The sequence below is a fragment of the Aquamicrobium sp. YD-1-mutant5 genome (genome assembly GCF_059509755.1).
This window is the reverse complement of record NZ_JCAKKP010000009.1, coordinates 1-22,839: the sequence shown is the minus strand read 5'-3', so window position 1 is coordinate 22,839 and position 22,839 is coordinate 1. Positions and strand designations below refer to the sequence as shown.

18 protein-coding genes are annotated in these 22,839 nt (G+C 60.1%); 13 read left to right on the top strand and 5 right to left on the bottom strand.

All coding sequences use genetic code 11. The annotated features are described in order from the left end of the window. Positions 1–4 precede the first annotated feature (4 nt). Positions 5–1,297, bottom strand: coding sequence for a M16 family metallopeptidase (locus AC5XE7_RS13440; RefSeq protein ID WP_239800869.1), 1,293 nt, complete (start codon positions 1,295–1,297; stop codon positions 5–7). A 14-nt stretch (positions 1,298–1,311) separates the two neighbouring features. After that, positions 1,312–2,709, bottom strand: a complete 1,398-nt coding sequence (thrC, locus tag AC5XE7_RS13435) for a threonine synthase (protein ID WP_495366427.1) — start codon at positions 2,707–2,709, stop codon at positions 1,312–1,314. A gap of 115 nt (positions 2,710–2,824) precedes the next feature. Here thrC and AC5XE7_RS13430 point away from each other — a divergent pair, with 115 nt between their 5' ends. After that, positions 2,825–3,520, top strand: a complete 696-nt coding sequence (locus tag AC5XE7_RS13430; protein ID WP_495366426.1) for a hypothetical protein — start codon at positions 2,825–2,827, stop codon at positions 3,518–3,520. 46 nt (positions 3,521–3,566) lie between these two features. Here AC5XE7_RS13430 and AC5XE7_RS13425 read toward each other — a convergent pair whose 3' ends face one another. Continuing rightward, positions 3,567–4,256, bottom strand: a complete 690-nt coding sequence (locus AC5XE7_RS13425; protein WP_495366425.1) for an HAD family hydrolase — start codon at positions 4,254–4,256, stop codon at positions 3,567–3,569. A 169-nt stretch (positions 4,257–4,425) separates the two neighbouring features. On the opposite strand from AC5XE7_RS13425, the gene AC5XE7_RS13420 reads away from it, so the two are divergent. Next, a complete protein-coding gene (locus tag AC5XE7_RS13420) occupies positions 4,426–5,559 on the top strand; it encodes a site-specific DNA-methyltransferase (RefSeq protein WP_495366424.1) in 1,134 nt (377 codons plus the stop codon). Between the two features lie 23 nt (positions 5,560–5,582). On the opposite strand, the gene AC5XE7_RS13415 is transcribed toward AC5XE7_RS13420, so the two are convergent. Both AC5XE7_RS13415 and mutY read right to left on the bottom strand, forming a co-directional pair. Next, positions 5,583–6,191 (bottom strand): HAD family hydrolase, encoded by a 609-nt coding sequence (locus tag AC5XE7_RS13415; protein ID WP_495366423.1) that lies wholly within the window; start codon positions 6,189–6,191, stop codon positions 5,583–5,585. A 5-nt stretch (positions 6,192–6,196) separates the two neighbouring features. After that, positions 6,197–7,288 (bottom strand): A/G-specific adenine glycosylase, encoded by a 1,092-nt coding sequence (mutY, locus tag AC5XE7_RS13410; protein WP_495366422.1) that lies wholly within the window; start codon positions 7,286–7,288, stop codon positions 6,197–6,199. Positions 7,289–7,349: 61 nt separating this feature from the next. Between mutY and AC5XE7_RS13405 the strand changes: the two genes are divergently transcribed. The 11 genes from AC5XE7_RS13405 to pseI all read left to right on the top strand — a co-directional run bounded on the left by AC5XE7_RS13405 (position 7,350) and on the right by pseI (position 22,665). Further along, a complete protein-coding gene (locus AC5XE7_RS13405; protein WP_280199969.1) occupies positions 7,350–7,847 on the top strand; it encodes a DUF721 domain-containing protein in 498 nt (165 codons plus the stop codon). A gap of 146 nt (positions 7,848–7,993) precedes the next feature. Next, the gene (locus AC5XE7_RS13400) at positions 7,994–8,674 is read left to right on the top strand and encodes a DsbA family protein (protein ID WP_183828277.1); all 681 of its coding nucleotides are present in this window, start codon (positions 7,994–7,996) and stop codon (positions 8,672–8,674) included. Between the two features lie 84 nt (positions 8,675–8,758). Then, positions 8,759–12,217 (top strand): chromosome segregation protein SMC, encoded by a 3,459-nt coding sequence (smc, locus tag AC5XE7_RS13395; RefSeq protein WP_495366421.1) that lies wholly within the window; start codon positions 8,759–8,761, stop codon positions 12,215–12,217. Positions 12,218–12,891: 674 nt separating this feature from the next. Next, complete coding sequence (locus AC5XE7_RS13390) at positions 12,892–14,838, top strand: polysaccharide biosynthesis protein (RefSeq protein WP_495366420.1); 1,947 nt, start codon at positions 12,892–12,894, stop codon at positions 14,836–14,838. Positions 14,839–15,160: 322 nt separating this feature from the next. Then, positions 15,161–16,594, top strand: coding sequence for a hypothetical protein (locus tag AC5XE7_RS13385; protein ID WP_495366419.1), 1,434 nt, complete (start codon positions 15,161–15,163; stop codon positions 16,592–16,594). 101 nt (positions 16,595–16,695) lie between these two features. Further along, positions 16,696–17,958, top strand: coding sequence for a lipopolysaccharide biosynthesis protein (locus AC5XE7_RS13380; RefSeq protein ID WP_495366418.1), 1,263 nt, complete (start codon positions 16,696–16,698; stop codon positions 17,956–17,958). A 21-nt stretch (positions 17,959–17,979) separates the two neighbouring features. Further along, positions 17,980–19,140, top strand: coding sequence for a UDP-4-amino-4,6-dideoxy-N-acetyl-beta-L-altrosamine transaminase (pseC, locus tag AC5XE7_RS13375; RefSeq protein WP_495366417.1), 1,161 nt, complete (start codon positions 17,980–17,982; stop codon positions 19,138–19,140). Next, a complete protein-coding gene (gene pseF / locus AC5XE7_RS13370) occupies positions 19,137–19,856 on the top strand; it encodes a pseudaminic acid cytidylyltransferase (RefSeq protein WP_495366416.1) in 720 nt (239 codons plus the stop codon). Before pseC ends, pseF begins: the two co-directional genes overlap by 4 nt. Then, positions 19,846–20,967, top strand: a complete 1,122-nt coding sequence (pseG, locus tag AC5XE7_RS13365) for a UDP-2,4-diacetamido-2,4,6-trideoxy-beta-L-altropyranose hydrolase (RefSeq protein WP_495366415.1) — start codon at positions 19,846–19,848, stop codon at positions 20,965–20,967. The genes pseF and pseG overlap by 11 nt, the downstream gene beginning before the upstream one ends. Continuing rightward, positions 20,964–21,611, top strand: a complete 648-nt coding sequence (locus tag AC5XE7_RS13360; protein WP_495366414.1) for a formyltransferase family protein — start codon at positions 20,964–20,966, stop codon at positions 21,609–21,611. Before pseG ends, AC5XE7_RS13360 begins: the two co-directional genes overlap by 4 nt. Then, positions 21,601–22,665 (top strand): pseudaminic acid synthase, encoded by a 1,065-nt coding sequence (pseI, locus tag AC5XE7_RS13355; protein ID WP_495366413.1) that lies wholly within the window; start codon positions 21,601–21,603, stop codon positions 22,663–22,665. The genes AC5XE7_RS13360 and pseI overlap by 11 nt, the downstream gene beginning before the upstream one ends. Positions 22,666–22,839 lie beyond the last annotated feature (174 nt).

Here is a 22,839-nt window from a genome sequence, read left to right as displayed (position 1 = left end):
AATTCTACACGGCCAGCCGATGCGGCACCGACGCGGACGATGGAAGCGCGCTGGCGATTGATTCATACGACGTCAGCGAACCGACCGGGCCGACAGCTGCCAGCGTCGGTTTTGTGGAGAACAGGCGCCCGGACAGATCGGTCAGCCGCCCCACAGTGAGGGCAGAAAGGCGCTCCATCAGCTCTTCCTTGGGGATCGGCCGGCCGAACAGAAGCAACTGCCGGGCAATCTGCGATGCGCGGCTGGAAGGGCTTTCCGCCGACATGATGAGCCCCGCGCGATACTGCGCGCGTGCCCGGTCGAGCTCTTCCTGAAGAATGCGGTCGCCGGCTTTCTGAAGCTCGGTGGCGATGACCGGAACGAGTTCGGACAGATTGTTCTGACCCGTGGCGGCATGGATGCCGAAAATGCCGGTGTCGGAAAAGCCCCAGTGGAAAGCGTAGACCGAATAGCACAGGCCACGCTTTTCGCGCACTTCCTGAAACAGGCGCGAGGACATGCCGCCGCCGAGGATCATGGAAAGAACCTGCGAGGCGTAGAAATCGCGCACATGATAGGCGCGGCCCTCGAAGCCAAGGATCACCTGAGCGTCCATCAGGTCGCGGTCTTCGCGGAAATCGCCTCCGACATATTGCGCATATTGCGAAACCGCGCCCTGCGCATGCGGGCGGAAACCACCGAGCCGCTTTTCGACCTCGCGCACGAACTCGTCGTGCTTCACATCGCCGGCGGCGACGACGACCATGCGGTCGGCACCATATTCGCGCTGCATGAAGCGGTGGAGTTGCGCGGAGTTGAACGACAGGACCGTTTCCGGCGTGCCGAGAATGGAGCGGCCAAGCGTCTGGTGGCGGAATGCGGTTTCGGTGAAATGATCGAAGACCACATCGTCGGGCGTGTCGTGGGCTGCGCCGATTTCCTGCAGGATGACGTTCTGTTCGCGCTCCAGCTCTTCGGGATCGAAGGTGGAGTTCTGGAGAATGTCGGCCAGAAGATCGACCGCCAGCGGAACGTCGCCGGACAGGACGCGGGCGTAGAAGGATGTGGTCTCGACGCTTGTGGCGGCATTGATCTCGCCGCCTACATTCTCGATCTCGGAGGCAATCTCGAACGCCGAACGCCTGGCGGTACCCTTGAACGCCATGTGCTCAAGCAGGTGAGCCATGCCGTGCTCATCGTCACGTTCGTTGCGGGCTCCGGACTTTACCCAGACCCCCAGAGCAACGGATTCCATGCTTGGAAGGGTTTCGGTGGCGACTGTCAGGCCGTTCGACAGACGGCTTACCTCAACACCCATGTAGATCTCACTCCCTACTGACGTGCCCGCGTATGGCGGGAAATATGATCTTCCAACATTTTTTTGTCCGATGGAAGCACTGTATAGTTTTCCTTTGCGTCCATCAGGTGGGAAAGCCATGCAGGCAGCGCAGGGGATATGCCGCAGGCATCCTCGACGGCAGCCGGGAACTTGGCCGGATGAGCCGTGCCGAGGATGACGTTGGGGGCAGACGACCGGGGCTGGCCAGCAGCGACATGCACAGCCGTCGCCGTGTGCGGGTCCAGCAGATAGCCGCTGGTTTCAAGGGTCGAGCGGATGGTTTCGGCCGTATCCTTCATCGTCGCCCGGCCAGCGCCGAAGCCGCCACGGATCGTCTCGATCTCCTGCTTTTCGATGGTGAACGCGCCGGATTGCCTCAGCCCGTTCATGTAGCGCCGCACCGTTTCCGCGTTGCGGTCCGAGGCCTCGAACAGCAGGCGCTCGAAGTTCGAGGAGATCTGGATGTCCATGGAAGGCGAGGTCGTGGCAACCACGCCCTGCATCCGGTATTCGCCGGTTTCCAGTGTGCGGGCCAGAATGTCGTTGTCATTGGTGGCGATGGTGAGCATTTCCACCGGCAGGCCCATGCGCTTTGCGGCATAGCCGGCGAAGATGTCGCCGAAATTTCCGGTCGGCACCGTAAAAGAAATGGTGCGATCCGGCGCGCCGAGCGAAACAGCCGAGGTGAAGTAGTAGACGATCTGGGCCATGATGCGCGCCCAGTTGATCGAGTTCACGCCCGACAGCGCCACGCGGTCGCGGAAGGCGTGATCGTTGAACAGCTCCTTCACCAACCCCTGACAGTCGTCGAAATTCCCCTCGATGGCGAGCGCATGGACATTGTCCGCAGTCGAGGTCGTCATCTGGCGCTGCTGCACCGGCGAGACCTTTCCATTGGGGAAGAGAATGAAGATGTCGGTGCGGCTGCGCCCGGCGAAGGCTTCGATCGCGGCGCCGCCTGTATCGCCGGAGGTGGCGCCCACGATGGTGGCGCGCTGGTCGCGCTCGGTCAGCACATGGTCCATCAGCCGGGCCAGCAGTTGCATGGCCACGTCCTTGAAGGCCAGCGTGGGACCGTGGAAAAGCTCCAGCACGAAGCTGTTGGGGCCGAGCTGCACAAGCGGGCACACCGCCTCATGGCGGAATGTGGCGTAGGCCTCGTTGATCAGCCTTTCCAGCACCGGGGTCGCGATCTCACCGCCGACGAAAGGCGTCAGAACACGCAGCGCGATCTGCTGGTAGGAAAGACCACGCATGGCACGGATGTCTGCGGCGGAAAATTGCGGCCATTCCTGCGGAAGATAAAGGCCGCCGTCGCGCGCCAGCCCTGCAAGGACGGCATCCGAGAAACCAAGACGAGGTGCTTCACCACGGGTGCTGATGTAGTTCATGAAAGGTATTCCGTCTTTCCAGTCGGCAGGCGTGTGGATTTGTCGCTTTCGTCAGTCGCATTTTCGCCGCCGGATTGCTATAGGACACCACCGTCGCGAGAGGGAAATGCACTTCATGGTCTCTGCTACATCGAATTTTCGCTTTTTCACGGGCGTCGCCCTGTCCGGCATGTTGCTGGCTTTGGCGGGGTGCCAGTCGAACAGCGGTGATGTGCTGAATGTGCAGGACAAGCAGGCCGCCAGTGGCGGGAAGGTATTGGCCAGCGAGCTGAACGCCTACTGCCCGACGCTGACCTTGCGTGAAGGTACGGCCTATTTCAACACCTATGCCAGAGGCGGTCAGGACGATGCTTCAAAGATCGTCTATCAGGCGTCCATCGGCGAGGTTACCCGCGACTGCAAAAGAGCGAACGGCCAGCTGACCATGAATGTCGCCGCTGCCGGCCGCATCGTTCCCGGCCCGCAGGGCACAGCCGGAACCATCACCATGCCGATCCGCGTGGTGGTGACGCGCGGCAGCAACGTGCTGTATTCGCAGCTTCACCAGCACAAGGTGCAGGTGAGCGATACCACCTCCGCCACCCAGTTTGTGTTCAACGATGCGAACGTGACGGTTCCTGAGCCGAGCGCGCGCGATTATCAGGTGTTCGTCGGCTATGACGAAGGCCCGCCGAAGCCCAAGGCCGCTGACAAGCCGCGCCCCGTCGCGCGCAAGAAGGCACCGGCCCGCACCGCGCAGCAGCCTGCGCCCGCCGCTCCTGCGGCGCAGCAGCAGCCGGCCACCACCTCGGCATCGGATATTCCGCGCTGATTTAAAAAAGGCCGCTTTCGAGCGGCCTTTTTAGTATGTTTGATGCTCAGTCGTCTTCCGACCATGTGAGCAGGGCGTCGAGCACGCTCCTGAAATCGCTCCAGCGGCGGATCGAGGTTTCAGCACCTGCTTCCGTCAGCACATCGGCATGGCCAGGATAGGAATGCGCACCGCCGGTGAAGCCGATAACACGCATGCCGGCTGCGCGCGCACCGGCAATGCCGTGCACGGAATCTTCGATGACGAAGGTGCGTGCCGGATCGGCATTGAATTCCTTCGCAGCATGCAGGAACACATCGGGCGCCGGCTTGGTCCTGCCCGTGGGCAATTCAGGCGCGGAGAATATCGGACCCCTGAACAAAGGCAGGATACCCGTCTTCTCCAGCATGGCGCGAATGCGTTCGCTGGACGAATTGGAGCATATGCAGCAGGGCACGGAAACCTGCGCGACGGCCTCGCGCACGCCTTCGATGGCGCGCACTTCCTGACGCAACCTGCGATCGACGGCAGCTTCGGCCTGATCAATCAGCGTGGCCTGAAAGGGCAGGCCCGAGATTTCCTCGATGCGCAGCAATATGTCCTTGAAGGTGAGGCCGGCATAGGTCTGCGCCAGTTCTTCGGCCGAAATCGCGAAACCCGCTTCGGTGAGCAGTTCGGCTTCCACGCGTGCGGCGATGATTTCCGAATCGACCAGAACCCCGTCGCAGTCGAAGATGATGAGGTCGGGCTTTTCCATGGCGTTCCGCATTTCTGTTTCAAAGGGGGAGAAGGCACCAGCATCTGGTGGCGCGGGCATACATCAAGGTGTGAAGCCACGCAAATTGCGCCGGTCCTTCACTGATTATTTACGCTGATCGGTAACCATAACAGCAGGTAAACAGTAACGCGCATCCTGGGTGTACAACATGTCTGCAGTACGTCGTCTCAACGAGTTTTCCGGCGTTTCTTCCAGAACGGAATGGCTGGACACGATCCTCAAGGGCGACTGCGTGGCGGCGATGAACCGGCTTCCCGACGCTTCCGTCGATGTCATCTTCGCCGATCCCCCCTACAACCTCCAGCTCAACGGCGACCTGCACCGGCCGGACCAGTCCAAGGTCGATGCAGTGGACGATGCATGGGATCAGTTCGAGAGCTTCGAGGCTTACGACGCCTTCACCCGCGCCTGGCTTCTGGCCGCCCGCCGTGTGCTGAAGCCGAACGGCACCATCTGGGTCATCGGCTCCTACCACAACATTTTCCGCGTCGGCGCCAAGATGCAGGATCTGGGGTTCTGGATCCTCAATGACATCGTGTGGCGCAAGACCAACCCGATGCCGAATTTCCGTGGCCGCCGTTTCCAGAACGCGCATGAGACGATGATCTGGGCCTCGCGCGACGACAAGGCCAAGGGCTACACCTTCAATTATGAAGCGATGAAGGCGGCCAACGAGGATGTGCAGATGCGCTCCGACTGGCTGTTCCCGATCTGCACCGGCAATGAGCGTCTGAAGGACGACAAGGGCGACAAGCTGCATCCGACGCAGAAGCCGGAAGCCTTGCTGGCGCGTGTCATGCTGGCCTCGACCAAGCCGGGCGATGTCGTGCTCGACCCGTTCTTCGGGTCCGGCACCACCGGCGCCGTTGCCAGGCGGCTCGGCCGCCACTTCGTCGGCATCGAGCGCGAGCAGGAATATATCGACGCGGCGATGCAGCGCATCGCGGACGTGAAGCCGCTGGGCGCGATGGAGCTTACCGTTTTGACCGGCAAGCGCGCCGAACCGCGTGTCGCCTTCGGCAGCCTCGTCGATACGGGCCTGATCAAGGCCGGCACCACGCTGTGGGATTCGCAGCGCCGCTGGTCGGCGAAGGTGCGCGCCGATGGCACGCTCTCGATCGGCGACGATGCCGGTTCCATCCACAAGATGGGTGCGCGCGTGCAGGGTTTCGATGCCTGCAATGGCTGGACCTTCTGGCACTATGAGCGTGCCGGCGGCCTGACCCCGATCGACGAGTTGCGCCGCATCGCGCGCCTCGGCATGGAAAAGGCCGGAGCCTGACCGACTGGAAAGAACCTGACCGGCTAGAAACTGATCCCGCGCGCGACAAGATCGCGTTCGAGCGCGCGGGCATCGGTAAACAGCACCGCCTGCCATCCGGCGCGTTGCGCACCTTCGACATTCTTTTCACTGTCATCGATGAACAGCGTGGCCGACGGTTTCGTCCCGAAGCTCGCCACATGATGGTCGTAGATGGCCCGGTCCGGCTTGATCAGCCCGATCTCGCCTGAAACGGTGACGCCGCGCGGTTTTTCGAGGAAGGCAAAGCGGCTGCGCGCTTCCGCAAACGTATCCGCCGCCCAGTTGGTCAGCATGGTCACGTCGTGGCCGGCGTCGATCAGCCTTTCGAGCAGGGCGACGCTGTCGTCATAGGCATGCGGCACCATCTCGTGCCAGTGCCGGCGAAAGGCGCGGATATTGTCTGCATGGTCCGGATGCTCGGCGATCAGCAGCGCTTCCGCCTCTTCCCATGTGCGCCCGCGATCCTGCTCGATATTCCACGCGCTGCTGCAGACATTGCCGAAGAACCACTGGCGCTCGGCCGGGTCGGGAATGATGCGGCTGAAGGGAATGTCCGGATCATAGTGAACCAGCACCTTGCCGATATCGAAAACAATGTGCCGGATTTCCATGTGCTTTATTCCTTCTTCCGCTTCGTTGCGCCGGGAATGGCAGCCTCTATCGCCTTTTTCATGACGGTGGGGAGCGCCTCGCCATGAAGCGCATCGGGACCCGACCAGAAATGGTCCTGCGGAGTGTTTCCGTCGAAGCTGGTGCGATAGATGTCCAGTTCCAGCGAAAAATGCGTGAACACATGAGTGATCTGGCCGCGGCGTTCCCATTGTGAAGGGAAGGGCGCGGCATCGGGCGAGGTCTCGCCGTCCTGACGCGCGGTCCAGCCGGTTGTCGGAACTTCGCTCATGCCTCCAAGCAAGCCTTTTTCAGGGCGTTTGCGAAGGAGTACCGCGCCATCCGCGCGCACCGCAACAAAGGCCGCGCCGCGCCGCAGGGGCTTTTCCGGCTTCGCCAGCCTGACCGGATACAGTTCCGGATCGCCGGCGCTCAACGCATCGCAATCGTCTCTCAAAGGGCACAGCATGCATTTCGGCCGGCGTGGCGTGCAGATGGTGGCACCGAGATCCATGGTGGCCTGCGCGAAATCGCCGGGCCGGTTCAGGGGGAGCAACTGGCCGACGAGGGCACGGATTTCGGCCTTGACCTTTGGCAACGGCGTCTCGATGCGATAAAGCCGCGACATGACGCGCTCGACATTGCCATCCACAACCGCAGCCGGGCGGTCGAAGGCGATCGAGGCAATGGCTGCCGCCGTGTATTGACCGATACCAGGCAGGGCGCGCAGGCCTTCCTCCGTATCCGGAAAGATGCCGCCTTGTGCGGCAACCAGATCGGCACAGGCTTTCAGGTTGCGGGCACGGGAATAGTAGCCGAGCCCTGCCCACGCCTTCATGATGTCGTCATTCGATGCGGCAGCAAGCGCGCCGACTGTCGGCCAGCGCGCGACGAAGGCGGTGAAATAGGATTTGACCGCTTCCACCGTGGTTTGCTGCAACATGATTTCGGAGAGCCACACCCTGTAGGGATCGGGCCGCTCGCCGCGCGCCAGTTGCGGCGGCGCCACGCGCCATGGCAGTTCGCGATGGTGAGCGTCGTACCAGTCGAGGAGCCGGGTGGCTATGCCGGACTTGCGGCTTTGGTCCTGCGGTGCCATTGATCGGGAAGTGCCGGTTTCCGGTGCCTGAGGTTCAGATAAACGTCGCTGGAGTACGCACATGGCAGGGAAACCCTTCCGGGGCAATCCCGTTCCGGTCAGCGATCTGGCTACCGCTATCCTCGATCCCGTGCTGCGCAAGCGCACCGGCATATCGGTGGGGCTCATCCAGTCGTGGGACGAGATCGTGGGGGAGCGGCTGGCGGGAAGCTGCAGGCCTGAGAAAATACAGTGGCCGCGGCGCATGCGCGAAGAAGATCCGTTCGAGCCGGCTGTTCTGGTCGTGGCGTGCGAGGGGCTGGCAGCACTTCATATCCAGCACCAGAGCAGCGAGATCATCGGTCGGGTCAACGCGTTTCTGGGTTTCGCCGCAATCGGCCGCATCAGGATCGTTCAGAAACCCATCGCTGGAGCTGCGCGAAAGGCGCGGCCTGTTCTGCGCGCCTTGTCGCAACAGGAAAAGGCGAAGCTCGCGCATACCGTGGAGGCCATCGAGGATGAAGGCCTGCGGGCCTCGCTGGAACGGCTGGGCGCTACGGTTCTCGGCAGTCGCAAGTGAAGCGGGGCGCTGCGCCATCGCGCTTTCGTGATCGGGCAAAATGGGCCTGGTGATTGGATTGTTCGCGACAATGCCTTAATTGGCCACAACTCTCGCTTTTATAGCCACTCACAGTGCACAATCGGAAAACAAATCGGGTGATTCGCATGACCTTGTCCCGCAGAACGATCCTGTCCTCCATGGCGGCTGTTCCCGCCGGCCTGCTGCTGGCGGCTTGCAGCGATTCCGGACAGCAGGGGACTGCCAATGCCGCGCCATCGGCTGCCGCGCCGCAACCGTCTGGCACGCTGGACATGGCTGAAGTGCTGAAGCCGGGCGCGCTGCCCGACAAGGTGAAGGGCAGCGAGGACGCCAAGGTCACGGTCGTCGAATACGCGTCGATGACCTGTTCGCATTGCGCCAGTTTCGCCGTGAACACCTATCCGGAAGTCGAGAAGAAATATGTCGACACCGGCAAGGTTCGTTTCATCCTGCGTGAATTCCCGTTCGATCCGCGCGCCGAAGCCGGCTTCATGCTGGCCCGTTGCTCGGGCGACAACTATTTTGCGATGATCGATGTGCTGTTCAAGCAGCAGATGAACTGGGCAGCGGCCGAAAACGTCAAGGACGCCATGTTCCAGCTCGCCAAGCTCGCCGGTTTTACACAGGAGAGCTTCAACGCCTGCTTGACGGACCAGAATCTTCTCGACCAAGTGAGAGCAGTGCAGAAGCGCGGTGCGGAAGAGTTCAGGATCGACTCCACGCCGAGCTTCATCATTAATGGCAAGGTCTACAAGGGAGCCATGTCGATTGACGAGTTCTCGGCGGTCATCGATCCGCTGCTGTAACGTCTCGGCAGCATCGGGGCGGCACGCTTTTGGCGTGCCGTGCACCCTGATGCACGGCCTCTCGCCTGCGGCGGGACGGCGCGGATGAAGTTTTCGCGCCTTCGCCTTCTCGGCTTCAAGTCTTTCGTCGAACCCGGCGAATTCGTCATCGAGCGCGGCCTGACCGGCATTGTCGGGCCGAATGGTTGCGGCAAGTCCAATCTTGTCGAAGCCCTGCGCTGGGTCATGGGCGAAAGCTCCTACAAGAACATGCGCGCGTCCGGCATGGACGACGTGATCTTTTCCGGCTCCGGGTCGCGTCCGGCCCGCAATACGGCAGAGGTGACGCTGTTTCTCGACAACAGCGACCGCACCGCACCGCCAGCCTTCAACGATGCCGATGAATTGCAGGTATCGCGCCGCATCGAGCGTGAGGCGGGTTCGGTCTATCGTATCAACGGCAAGGATGCGCGCGCCAAGGATGTGCAGCTTCTGTTCGCAGACCAGTCGACCGGCGCGCGGTCGCCTTCGATGGTCGGGCAAGGCCGCATCGGCGAACTCATTCAGGCAAAGCCGCAGGCGCGGCGCGCCCTTCTGGAAGAGGCGGCCGGCATTTCCGGCCTGCATACGCGCCGCCATGAAGCGGAACTGCGGCTGCGGGCGGCGGAGCAGAACCTTGAGCGTCTCGACGATGTGGTCGGCGAACTGGAAGGCCAGATCGAGAGCCTGAAACGACAGGCAAGGCAGGCCTCGCGCTTCAAGAACCTGTCTTCGGACATCCGCAAGGCCGAGGCCACGCTTCTGCATCTGCGCTGGACAGCCGCGAAGACGCAGGAAGGCGAGGCGCGGTCCGCGCTGGCGCAAGCAACGTCGCTGGTCGGCGAGCGCGCGGCAGCACAGGTGGAGGCCGCGAAAGAGCAGGCCATCAGTGCGCACAAACTGCCGCAGTTGCGCGAGGCGGAAGCCGCGGCCGCGGCCGCTTTCCAGCGCCTGTCCATCGCCAATGCGCAGCTTGAGGAAGAAGCAAGGCGCATCCTTTCTCGCCAGTCGGAACTCGACAGGCGGCTGGAGCAGTTCGATGCCGACATCGCCCGCGAAGAGCGCATGGTGCGCGAAAACGCCGATATTCTGGAGCGGCTGGCGGAAGAGGAAAGCCTTCTCCTTGACGAAAATGCAGGGTCCGACGCGCGCGCGGAATCAACGCGAGCGGCTCTTGAGGCCGCTTCCGAAACGCTGGCTACCAGCGAGGATGCGCTTTCGCGTCTGACCGCCGAGCGGGCGGAGGCGGCAGCATCCCGCAACCAGCTCGAACGCTCCCTGCGTGAAGCCGGTGAGCGGCGCGAGCGCTTCGCCCGCCAACTCGGCGAGATGGATCACGAATTGTCCGGGATCGCATCGCGTCTGGCCGCACTCCCCGATCCTGCCGAAAAGAAGCTGCTGGTCGAGCAGGCGGAAGCCGCGCTTGAGGAAGCGGAAGCTTCCGTCGAGACCTGTGAGCAGGCCGTGGCGGAGGCGCGCGAAGCCGAGGCCGAAGCGCGCGGCCCCTTGCAGAACGCACGCGCCGAACTGGCCGGCATCGAGACCGAGGCGCGCACGCTGGCAAAGATGCTGAGCGTTGGCGGCAGTGACCTGTTTCCGGCCGTTCTGGAGCAGATCAGTGTCGAGCGCGGCTTCGAGACGGCTTTGGGTGCAGCGCTCGGGGAGGACCTCGACGTGCCGCTCGATCGCGGTGCGCCGGTTCATTGGGGCGACGTTCAGCTTACGACAAGCGATCCGGCCCTGCCGCAGGGCGTGCGCAGCCTAGCTTCGGTCGTACGCGCCCCGCAGCAACTGGCGCGGCGTCTGGCCCAGATCGGCATCGTAGAGGCAGCCGATGGCCCGGCGCTTCAGCTGATGCTTACGCCCGGCCAGCGGCTGGTGACGCGCGAAGGCGCGCTGTGGCGCTGGGACGGCTTTACGGCCAGCGCCGATGCGCCGACGGCGGCAGCGCTTCGTCTGGCGCAGAAGAACCGGCTGGCCGAGCTTGATGCCGAGGCAATCGAGGCGACGGCGAAAGTGCGTACGGCGGAAGAGGCGCTTGCCGCCGCCGAAGCCGCCATCCGCGCCAATGCCGAAATGGAACGTGTCGCACGGCAGGCGCTGCGCGATACGCAGCATGGGCTCGACAATGCACGCCGGGCGCTGGCTGAAGCGGAACGGGCGGCGGGCGAGATCGCAAGCCGCCGTGATGCTCTGGAAGATGCGCGCCAGCGGCTGATGGAGGAACTTGAGGAAGCCACTTCCATCCATGCCGAGGCGGAAGAGGCGCTGCGTGAAACATCCGATCCGGCCGACCTGCAACTGCGCCTTGAACAGGCCATGGCACGTGTTTCAGCCGACCGCGGCGGCCTTGCGGAAGCGCGTGCCATCCATGATGGCCTGAGCCGGGAGGCGGATGCACGGGCCCGCCGGCTTCAGGCGATCGAAGCCGAGCGCCGTAACTGGCTGATGCGGGCGGAAAACGCCGATGGCCACATAAGGGCGCTGCAGGAACGCCGCGCCGAAGCGCTGGAAGAGCGCGAGGGACTGGCGGATGCACCGGATGAGTTCGATGCGCGCCGACGCTCGCTGCTGTCGCAACTTTCGCAAGCCGAAGCCAGCCGCAGCGCGGCTTCGGATGTGTTGCGGGAAGCGGAAAACCGGCAGATCGAGCTGGACAAGGCCGCCACCGCATCGATCCAGCAGTTGTCCGAGGCCCGCGAGGCCCGTGCCCGCGCCGAAGAGCGCCTCACCGCTGCTGACGACAGGCGCCAGGAGGTCGAGGCACGCATTCAGGAAGCGCTGAATACGCCACCGCATCTGGTCATCCGTCATACGGGATTGCAGGCCGATGATCCGATGCCCGACGCCGGCAATGTGGAGCGCACGCTGGAGCGGCTGAAGATCGAACGTGAGCGGCTGGGTGCCGTCAACCTGCGCGCCGAGGAAGAACAGCGCGAGCTTTCCGGGCGTCTGGAGCTGATCGTGTCGGAGCGCGACGACATCATCGAGGCGATCCGCAAGCTGCGGCAGGCGATCCAGAGCCTCAACCGCGAAGGGCGCGAGCGCCTGCTTGCCGCTTTCGAGGTCGTCAACGGGCATTTTCAGCGTCTGTTCACGCATCTGTTCGGGGGCGGCACCGCCGAATTGCAGCTGATCGAATCGGATGATCCGTTGGAGGCTGGCCTTGAAATCCTCGCCCGTCCGCCGGGCAAGAAGCCGCAGACCATGACGCTGCTGTCCGGTGGCGAGCAGGCGCTGACGGCGATGTCGCTGATCTTCGCCGTGTTCCTGACCAACCCGGCGCCTATTTGCGTGCTGGACGAGGTCGATGCGCCGCTGGACGATCACAACGTGGAACGCTTCTGCAACCTGATGGACGAGATGGCGGCGAGCACCGAGACGCGCTTCGTCGTCATTACCCACAATCCGATTACCATGGCACGCATGGACCGCCTTTTCGGCGTCACCATGGCGGAGCAGGGGGTGAGCCAGCTCGTCTCGGTCGATCTTCAGGAAGCCGAGGCCCTGCGCGAGGCAAGCTGATGAAGGCGCGGATGCAACGATGGCACTGCCGGACGGTCTCTGCAAGCCGGTGGAAAACGGATTGCTTGCCAGAGCGGATCGTGAACGGGGTTCAATTTCCTGAAATACTGACTTGAAGCCAAATCAGTATACGTTGTGTCACAGTAATGCCATTTGGCAATGCAAGACATCTGAACGCTTCTGACTGGTCAATCAAAGCGCAGTGGTGGATCAAAGGGCGTCGCCCTCAAGCCGGAGCCGGTTTGGGGACAACGACATGTCTTAAAAAAAGGGAAATAGAAGCGTAAGAAGCTATCCTGAAAGGTCGCCCTACGCTTTAGCGATTTCGAGATCCTTTTGGGAGTGCTCCACCCGTGTCCGTGAGCCGTGATCGGCAGGCCAGACGATTTTTTTGGGCGGCATTGATTTGGTGTGCACTGTCGGCAGCCGCAGGGATGAGGATGAGACAGCTCTGGTTTGCCGGTCTTATGCTTTGGTAGTGCAGTTTTTTCGCAGGAATGAGAATATGCACTGTCAGACCGCCTCGCGATGGAAGCGCAACCACGAATATCTTTGCCGCAAGGTCTTGAAGGTTGCGGATTGTATGCTGCGGGGTGTATCAGTGATGTTTTCCGGTAGACGATTTGCCCCGTCGTATTTGCTGAATGTTTTTGCTCTGCCCTAGGATAACAAAATTGTTCACTCGTCCGAGCACCACGCAGCTACGCCTCATATCGCGTCATTTCGTAAGCCTTCTGTTCGATCTTCTGGCCGTTGCCGGCGCATTTTTGCTGTCCTACATAACAATCCTTGGCTATCCGGCGACTTTGGCGGTCCCTTCCTTCAACTTTAAAATAATCGCCTTCGTCGCTGTCGCATTCTTCGTATATCTGGTTTTCAGGCCCTATCGCGGGTCATGGCGATATGTGTCGATCCCCGACCTCAAGACGATAGTTCTGAGCGCCGGAAGCATCGTGGCTATCTACACGGTGGGCATGTTCATGCTTTCGCGCGGCAACGATATTCCGCGCTCCGTTCTGATACTCGGCTTCATCTATCTGGTAACGGCAATGGCTGGCGCACGCCTGGCTTATCGCATGATCGTGGAACGGGTCGTCTACTTCCCCAGTCTGTCGGGAGGCAGGGAACGCAATGTCAACTGCGTGCTGCTTTGCGGATTCTCGGATAAGGCCGAGAGCTTCCTCCGTGCCACGAGGCGCAACCTGGACAGCCAGTTCTCGATCGTCGGAATTGTCGACGATACAAAAATGAATCTGGGACGCACCATTCAGGGTGTGAAAGTCCTTGGCAGCCTGGCAACGCTTGAGGGCGTTATCGGAAAGCTGGAACGCCGCGGGATCAATGTTGGCGAACTGGTCATTACCGAAAGCGCTCCCGGCCGGGCGCGGCTCGCGGAGATAATCGAGCGCGCCAACGGCTTGTCGCTTACGGTTTCACGCATCCCCGATCCGACCGAAATGGCGGAACTGACCAGCAATCTTCTTCTGGAGCCCAAGCGCATCGAACTGGAGGATCTGCTGGAACGTCCGGAAGTGAAGCGTAGCGTTGCCGATATTGCGCGCCTGATTCAGGGCAAGGTTGTGCTCGCAACCGGCGCCGGTGGCTCGATCGGCTCTGAACTGTGTCGGCAGATCGCTACGTTCAGCCCGGCAAAGCTGATCATCACCGACCATTCGGAATTTCACCTGTACAAACTGGACAAGGAACTGCGTGAAAAACATCCGGACGTGGACATCGTTTCCAGGGTGGTGGATGTCAGGGACAGAACCCGCGTTTCCAACATGTTTTCAACCTTCACCCCGGAAGTCGTCTTCCATGCAGCGGCGCTCAAGCATGTTCCGCTCATGGAGGAGAACCCGCTCGAAGCGGTAAAGACCAATATACTGGGGACAAGAAATGTTGCCGACGCCGCGCTGGAGAGCAAGGCAGCTACCTTTGTGATGATTTCGACCGACAAGGCGGTGAATCCCACCAATATAATGGGCGCCACCAAGCGTGCGGCCGAAGCCTATTGCCAGTCGCTCGACATAACTTCGGTGCATACGCGCTTCAGAACGGTCCGTTTCGGCAACGTTCTGGGGTCCAATGGATCGGTTGTGCCGCGTTTCCAGGAACAGATAGCCGCCGGCGGCCCCGTCACGGTGACGCATCCGCAGATCGTGCGCTATTTCATGACAATTCCGGAAGCTGTCAGTCTGGTTCTGCAGGCCAGCGGCCATGCCCTCAACCGTCAGGGCGAGCGCGGCAAGATCATGGTGCTCGAGATGGGCAAGCCGGTGCGTATCGCCGATCTTGCTGAGCGCATGATCCTGCTCGCGGGATACAGGCCGGGGATCGATATCGAGATCAAATTCACCGGCCTGCGTCCGGGCGAGAAACTGTATGAAGAACTGTTCGATGCGGACGAGGTGCCGGACGGACATGGGGAGGAAGGCTATGTCGTTGCATCGCCGCGCATTGTCGATCGCCGACTGGTCGAGAAAACGCTGAATGAAATGCAGGCGTGCCTCACACGCGAAGATGCGGTGCGCGCGGTTGAACTGCTCGCGCACATCGTGCCGGAATACCGAAAAGTGACCTCCGGTGCTGTTCCCGACATTGGAGTGGGCGCTGAAGCTTAAGCCGGCATGGGTCCCGCTATCGCGCGCGCGGCCCATGAGAAATGCGTGTCTTTGCGGGCTATGCCTTTACAACGGCTGTGTCTGCATCCGATAAGAACGTCGGTGTCTTTGCCCGATTCAATCGGGTATGCTGATGGCGAAGACGACGATTTGCCCCCATTGTCACGTGGTGTCGTAATTGTCTTCGACAGATCCACGAAGTTTCCCGGCAGCTTTCCGGCATGTGATCGAATTTGTTTGGCGAAGCGGGCAAGGGTTGTGTATTGCAGGTCTTCACGCGGGAAGGCTTAGGTCAGACATCCGAAAATCAAGCGAGGTTGTAGTGTCAGAAATTTCGGAACAAGAGAGTGGCATTTCCCTCTCCGATATATTCTGGAGGTTATGGCAATGGCGCGGCCTTATCGTAATCATCCCAATACTGCTCGCAGGCATTGCTGCGCTTGTCGTTGTTTTTTCGGCGCTTGGGCAAAGCCGGCAGGTAACCTATCTCGTTAACCTGCGGAACATCGAAAATCAGCGTTATCCCAATGGTTCCGATTTCTCGCCCCGCGACCTGCTGATCCCGGAAGTGCTGAATGAGATTCGGCGATTGTACAATATTCCGGCAGATGTTGACCTGAATGACGCGATCACAGTGGCTTATGATTCGCCGGTCGCAGACGGAATAGCCAAGTCCTATCAGCAGAGGCTTGCGGCCCGCAATCTCTCGCAGGCCGAGATTGAAGCTCTCAATCAAAGCTATCTGGAAGAGTTGCGCACTTCTATGCGTTCGGCTCTCAGGATCACCGTGGATTACCCGTTTCTGGGGCTCGACAGTGAACGAGGCCTGGCGCTCGCCGCCGACGTGCCCCGTCTCTGGACGCTCGTCTACACCACGAAATATCGAATCTTCACCGACCGTGGCCTTGCAGACCTTGCCGTTACGCGGACTGAGGAGGGTTTGCAAACGACAGCAAGCATTCTCATTGCCAACAATCGTCTGACGGCAATGCTCAAGGGAGTGAATACATTTCTGGAAGACAATCGTTTGTCCATGCTCAGGGCCGCAAATGGCGTATCTCCTGCGGATCTTTTCATTGAATTGCAGAATTTCCAGGCGATATATTTCAATGTGCTGAAGGCACGGGCATTCCAGTCGGGTGATACTGCCGCGCAGGCCTACCTGAATCGGTTGCGTCTCGATATTTCGGAAAAGAATCGCCAGATCGAAGCTTCCGACGCAGCGCTCAAGGGGCTCGGTGATTATCAGCGTAGCGGCCGATCGGAACAGGTCTCCCAAGTACCCGTCACAACGTCGGACCAATCGAGCACCATTCAGATCGGCGACTCTGCATTTTCCAGCATTGTGGAACTTGCAGAACGCGGCTCCTATGCGGGTCTTGTGAGGCAAGTGCTCGACGAGCGGCGAGAGTTGATGATTGAGCTTGCTGCTCTGGAGAAAGAGCGCGAGGTGGCTACCGTGGGTGGCAACAACATCGCGGTTTCTCCGAATTTCACCGCAGACGCCGCTGCTGCGCTTGGTACATTGACATCGCAATACTCTCAGATGCTGCGCGCTGCCGAGGAGCAACTGCGCACGCGGGGCGGAGAATTGTTCCAGCCGCTTCTTGGTCCGCGCCTTGGGGTCAGCCCGCTGATCTCGCTGAGGAGCGCGCTGATTGTCGGGGCAGCTGCATTTGCGGGACTGCTTCTAAGTATCGTTGGCGTGTTGATGGCGGGAAGTCTGAGGCGCCCGCGGGCTGCGTCCGAACGGTGATGCACCACCAGCAGCGCCTGGATTGAAGATGAAAACAGCGACTGCCTTCTGCCCGGTGTTGACTTTAAAGCACCGGGCGGAACAGGCAGGAGAGGATTTTCTTGTCGTTTAACTCCAGATTACTGAACCTGATGCTGCGGGTGACGACGCTGGTCACCCGTTTCATCTTCATTTTCTGTCTGGCCAGATATCTGGAGCCGTCAGAGGTTGGCTATTATGGCCTGTTCACGGCGACCATCACTTATTTTCTGTATTTGGTCGGCTTGGATTTTTACGTACATACTACGCGGGAGATCATACGAACCAAAGCAGAGAGCAGGGGATTGCTGCTTAAGAACCAGATCTCTCTCTCTGCTGTTCTCTATGTGATAACTTTGCCCGTGGCGTTCTTGATTCTGAAGTTCATCGGTTGGCCGACGAACCTCATTCTTTGGTTTGCGCCGATACTTATCCTCGAGCATCTCAATCAGGAACTCTATCGGCTTCTCATCGCGCTCTCGGATCAGATTTTTGCCAGTATCCTGCTTTTTGTCCGGCAGGGTAGTTGGGCTATTGCGGCCATCGCGCTCATGTTGCTTGACGATGGCAGCCGGCATCTCGACACCGTCATGATGTTGTGGACAGGCTCGGGCATCGTGGCTGTCGTTTTGGGTTGCCTTAAGCTGCACTGGTTGAAGATGGGAGGTTGGGATCTTCCCATTGATGTCACCTGGATAAAAAAAGGCATTCTGGTCAGCGGCGGCTTCCTTGTGGCGACCCTGTGCCTGCGTGGAGTTCAGACGATCGATCGCTATTGGTTCGAAGCTCTTGCCAACATAGAGATCGTCGCCGCATACGTGCTTTTCCTGGGCATGGCCAGCGCGCTGATGGTCTTTCTCGATGCAGGCGTATTCTCCTATACCTATCCTGAACTCATACGGTTGGCGCATGAAAGGGATTATGCCCTGATCCGCCGGCGGGTGTGGCAGATGGTGTTCCAGGTCGTGGCTACATGCGCTATCTTCGCCGTTTGCAGCTGGATGATGCTACCTTATCTGTTGGACTGGATCGGCAATCCCTTCTACAAGGCAGCGCTGTATCTTTACCCTTGGGTGTTGGCAGCCATGATGATTAACGCCCTTGGCATGGTGCCGCACTATGCGCTTTACGCGCTGGGGCTCGACCGCCCGATCATTTACAGCCATCTGGCTGCCTTGCCGGTTTTCGTGCTGGCGACGTGGCTTGTGAGCATGTCGTTTCCCATGATCGCTGTGCCCGTTGGTCTGGGAGCCTGCTTTGCCCTGGTGCTCTTGTGGAAGGTGGTTGCTTACTGGCGCTTCCAAAGCGGCCCTAATAGTTTAAAGCCCTCCACATCATCCCCCTAACTTCAGAATGGTTCGTCCCACATGATTCGATATGGACAGCAGGATATTGTGCAGGATGACATCGACGCGGTTATCCGTGTGCTGAAGTCCGTCAACCTCACTCAGGGACCGAATATCCCTCAGTTTGAGCAGGCGGTGCAGGCGCATGCAGGTGCCCGGCACGCTGTCGCCGTCAACAGCGCCACCTCAGCACTTCACATCGCCTGCCTCGCACTCGACCTTGGCCCCGGCGACTGGTTGTGGACCACACCCAATACCTTCGTCGCTTCGGCCAATTGTGCGCTCTACTGTGGCGCTCAGGTCGATTTCGTCGATATCGATTCCCGCACCTACAACCTGTGCCCACAGGCACTGGAGGAGAAACTCGTTCAGGCCGAAAAGGACGGGCGCCTGCCGAAGATCGTCGTGCCGGTGCACCTCTCCGGCCAGCCCTGCGACATGGCGGCCATACATGCCCTTGGTCAAAAATACGGGTTCCGCATCATCGAGGATGCCTCACACGCCATCGGCGGTCGTTACAAGGGCGAACCGATCGGCAACTGTCGTTACAGCGACATTACCGTCTTCAGCTTCCACCCGGTGAAGATCATCACCACGGCCGAAGGCGGAATGGCTCTGACGAATGATGATGAACTGGCCACCCGCCTTGGCCTGCTGCGCAGCCACGGTATCACCCGCGATCCGGCTCTCATGACCCAGGGGATGGACGGGCCTTGGTATTACCAGCAGGTCACGCTCGGCTATAACTACCGCATGACGGATATTCAGGCCGCTCTCGGCGTGAGCCAGATCGCCCGTCTCGATGGCTACGTCTCACGCCGTCACGAGATCGCCGCACGTTACGACAGGCTGATGGCCGACATGCCTCTGACCTTGCCATGGCAGCACCCGGAGGGGTACTCGGCCTGGCATCTCTACGTGATCCGCTTGCAGCTCGACAAAATCCGTGCCACGCATCTTGAAGTGTTCGAGGCAATGCGGGCGCGCGACATCATGGTCAACCTGCACTACATTCCCGTGCATATCCAGCCCCATTACCAGAAGATGGGCTTCAAGCCAGGAGACTATCCGCAGGCTGAGCAATATTACCGCGAGGCAATCAGCATTCCGATGCACCCGACACTGACGGACGCCGAACAGGATTTCGTTGTCGAGACCTTGCGTGAGGCCATTGGGGGATGAGGCTTGCGGTGATTCCCGCGCGGGGCGGCTCCAAGCGCATTCCGCGCAAGAACATCCGGCTCTTCGGGGGGGTGCCGATGATCGTCTGGTCGATACGCGCCGCCGCTGAAAGCAAATGCTTCGATCGCATCATCGTCAGCACCGACGACGCGGAAATCGCACAGGTGGCGCAGGAATACGGAGCCGAAGTGCCGTTCATGCGCCCGGCCGAATTGTCGGATGACTATACGGGAACCATTCCCGTCATTGCGCATGCGGTGCGATGGCAAAACGATAATGGGGCCACTGCCGGTCAGGTCTGCTGCATCTACGCCACCGCGCCCTTCATCCGTGCCGCCGATATTCGGCAAGGTCTGCGAGTGCTTGATGAAAGCGGGGCGGAGTATGCCTTTTCCGTTGCAAGCTATCCATTCCCGATCCAGCGCGCGATCCGTCGGACCCGCGATGGCCGCGTCGAGATGTTCGAGCCGGCAAATTTCAACACGAGATCGCAGGACCTGGAAGAAGCCTGGCATGACGCGGGACAGTTCTATTGGGGAAAAGCCGTTGCGTGGCTGTCTGGAACGCCGCTCTTCAGCTCAAGCAGCGCGCCGGTTTCGCTTCCGCGTTATCGTGTGCAGGATATAGACACGCCCGAGGATTGGGAGCGAGCGGAGATCATGTTCAGGGCCATGGACGGCTTGCGAACGAAAGTGCCGGTCCAAAATGATCCCTGACACGCGACACCCCTCACGCATTGCCTTCCGCGCCGATGCTTCGGTGCAGATAGGTACCGGTCACGTCATGCGCTGCCTCACGCTGGCGGACGCGCTTTGCGAGGACGGAGCGGAGTGCCTTTTCCTGTGCCGGCCTCATGACGGACATCTGCTTGAGCTGGTTGCCGCGCGCGGCCACAGGGCGATAGCTCTCCCCGCGCGGGACGCTGCGACATTAACAGCGCCCGATCAGTCGCTGCCTGCCCATGCGCATTGGCTGGGCACGGATTGGATGACCGATGGTCAAGAGTGCCTGGAAGCTTTGGCGGGCAGAAGCGTGGACTGGCTCGTTGCGGACCACTATGCCCTGGACAGACGCTGGCAGCGGACGATGCGCTCGAGTGTTCGCCGTCTTATGGTGATCGACGATCTCGCGGACCGTCCGCATGACTGCGATCTGCTTCTCGATCAGAATCTGGGCCGGCGTGCGGAGGACTACAGCGGCCTGCTGCCGTCAGGGGCGCAAATGCTGATCGGCCCGCACTATGCGCTGCTGCGTCCCGAATTCGCGGCCCTTCGCGCCGAAAGTCTGGCGCGACGCCGGCATCCGCAATTGAAGAATCTGCTGATCACGATGGGCGGCGTCGACAAGGACAACGCAACAGGCGCGGTTCTGACGGCGCTGCAATGCTGCGACCTTCCTTCAGACTTGCATATAACCGTGGTGCTGGGCCCGCATGCGCCCTGGTTGGCGCAGGTGCGCTCGCAGGCCGAAACGATGCCGAGGCGAACCCGTGTGCTGGCGGGCGTCGACGACATGGCCCGCCTGATGCTTGAGGCCGACCTCGCCATAGGCGCTGCCGGCAGCACATCCTGGGAACGCTGTTGTCTGGGATTACCGGCTATTCAACTGGTTCTTGCGGAGAATCAACGCATGATCGCGCATGCGCTTGCACAGACAGGTGCCGCTACTACGATGGATGTCGCAACCGTCAGCGATGGCCTTCCTGAAATTTTTGGGGAGAGGCACTTTGCAGAGCGTATTACCATGCAAAGTCATCAAGCCAGATCGATATCGGATGGGCGCGGTGCACGACGTGTAGTCAGCCTGCTACAGGATGTGGAGCGGTGAAAGTCACGATACTGTGCAGCGACGCTGCTCACCCAATCAACAGTTATCTGTATCGATGGATGGCGAACGTACAGCCTTCCGTAACCACCGAACTAGTGCGAAGAAAAATGGATGCCTCCGGTGGTGACATTCTGTTTCTGGTCTCCTGTTCTGAAATCATCACCGCAAAGGATCGCGCAGCCTATGGCGCATCTCTAGTTTTGCATGCCAGTGATCTGCCCAATGGACGTGGATGGAGTCCGCATATCTGGGAGTTGAGCCGTGGTGCCGAAGCAATTACGCTATCCTTGTTGGAAGCAGAAGATAAAGTGGATACTGGCCGCATATGGAAGAAGGTCCATATCCCTGTTCCCAGGCATATGCTTTGGGATGAGATCAACAGCCTGCTGTTTCAAGCCGAGATCGATCTCATCGAATTTGCGATCGGAAATTTTGGTATGATCAGGCCTGAACCGCAATCAACAAGTGTGCCGGCGACATACTACCCGAAGCGTAATCCTCACGACAGCAAAATAGATCCTCTCAAAAGTATTGCAGAGCAATTCGATCTTATTCGATTGTGCGATGTAAACCGATTTCCCGCATATTTCGAATATTTAGGACATAAGTACATCTTAAAGATAGAGAAATCGAATGAGAAATGAAATAACCATAAATGGCCGCAAGATCGGATTTCAATACTCACCCTATGTCATTGCTGAACTGTCCGCCAATCACAACGGCAGCATAGATGTTGCATTAAGCATTATGGCGGAAGCAAAGAAGGCTGGCGCCGATTCTGTCAAGATTCAGACTTACAGACCAGACACCATCACGCTCGATAGCGAAAGGGAGGATTTCCGGATAAGGGGTGGATTATGGGACGGGCGCACACTCTACAACCTGTATGAAGAAGCACATACACCGTGGGATTGGCATGCACCGCTGTTCGATCACGCGCGCAAGCTCGATATCACGATTTTCTCTTCGCCCTTCGACACCACAGCGATCGACCTGCTCGAAGACCTCGGCGCACCGGCCTACAAGATCGCTTCGTTCGAGGCAGTGGACCTGCCGCTGATCCGCTATGCCGCTGCGACCGGAAAGCCGATGATCATTTCCACGGGCATGGCCGATGAAGAGGAAATCGCCGAAGCCATTGAGGCTGCCCGAGAAGGCGGTTGCCGCGAACTGGCCATCCTGCACTGCGTTTCCGGATATCCCGCCCCGCCCGCGGACTACAATTTGCGCACCATTCCCGACATGATCGAACGCTTTGGCCTGATCACCGGCCTGTCAGACCATACGCTCGACAACACCACGGCCATCGCCGCAGTAGCGCTGGGCGCCTCGATCATCGAGAAGCATTTCACGCTCGACCGCAACGGCGGCGGACCCGACGACAGCTTCTCGCTGGAGCCGGCGGGGATGGCCGCGTTGTGCACCGGCTCCAGGGCCGCCTGGGAAGCGCTCGGCCGTGTCGACTACGGGCGCAAATCGAGCGAGCAGGGCAATGTCCAGTTCCGCCGCTCGCTATATTTCGTCAGGGATCTGAAGGCAGGTGAGATCATCACCCCCGATGCGGTGCGCAGCGTGCGTCCGGGTTACGGTTTGGCGCCGAAATATCTGGAGAAGGTGATAGGCTCCACAGTGACGCGAAACGTGGAAGCCTGCACGCCCGTTATGGAAGAGACAATCTCGGACTGGGCTGCGGGATAAAACCTCATCTCTCCCAATAAAGATACTCCGATGCTGGCCTGCCCCATTAGGGAGGTCCGCTGGATAAGTTAGCTGGGGTAACTGTTTCTGTTCTCGTCGCGTGTGAGGAAAGCGCCTCTTGCCATACCGTGAACGGTGATCTGACCGGCTCGTGCCGGTCCACCAGCAACCGGA

Bases quoted from the DNA above. Each gene is read 5' to 3' on its own strand.
- AC5XE7_RS13440 (WP_239800869.1), bottom strand. From the start codon at position 1,297: ATGGGTGTTGAGGTAAGCCGTCTGTCGAACGGCCTGACAGTCGCCACC.
- thrC (WP_495366427.1), bottom strand. From the start codon at position 2,709: ATGAACTACATCAGCACCCGTGGTGAAGCACCTCGTCTTGGTTTCTCG.
- AC5XE7_RS13430 (WP_495366426.1), top strand. From the start codon at position 2,825: ATGGTCTCTGCTACATCGAATTTTCGCTTTTTCACGGGCGTCGCCCTG.
- AC5XE7_RS13425 (WP_495366425.1), bottom strand. From the start codon at position 4,256: ATGGAAAAGCCCGACCTCATCATCTTCGACTGCGACGGGGTTCTGGTC.
- AC5XE7_RS13420 (WP_495366424.1), top strand. From the start codon at position 4,426: ATGTCTGCAGTACGTCGTCTCAACGAGTTTTCCGGCGTTTCTTCCAGA.
- AC5XE7_RS13415 (WP_495366423.1), bottom strand. From the start codon at position 6,191: ATGGAAATCCGGCACATTGTTTTCGATATCGGCAAGGTGCTGGTTCAC.
- mutY (WP_495366422.1), bottom strand. From the start codon at position 7,288: ATGGCACCGCAGGACCAAAGCCGCAAGTCCGGCATAGCCACCCGGCTC.
- AC5XE7_RS13405 (WP_280199969.1), top strand. From the start codon at position 7,350: ATGGCAGGGAAACCCTTCCGGGGCAATCCCGTTCCGGTCAGCGATCTG.
- AC5XE7_RS13400 (WP_183828277.1), top strand. From the start codon at position 7,994: ATGACCTTGTCCCGCAGAACGATCCTGTCCTCCATGGCGGCTGTTCCC.
- smc (WP_495366421.1), top strand. From the start codon at position 8,759: ATGAAGTTTTCGCGCCTTCGCCTTCTCGGCTTCAAGTCTTTCGTCGAA.
- pseC (WP_495366417.1), top strand. From the start codon at position 17,980: ATGATTCGATATGGACAGCAGGATATTGTGCAGGATGACATCGACGCG.
- pseF (WP_495366416.1), top strand. From the start codon at position 19,137: ATGAGGCTTGCGGTGATTCCCGCGCGGGGCGGCTCCAAGCGCATTCCG.
- pseG (WP_495366415.1), top strand. From the start codon at position 19,846: ATGATCCCTGACACGCGACACCCCTCACGCATTGCCTTCCGCGCCGAT.
- pseI (WP_495366413.1), top strand. From the start codon at position 21,601: ATGAGAAATGAAATAACCATAAATGGCCGCAAGATCGGATTTCAATAC.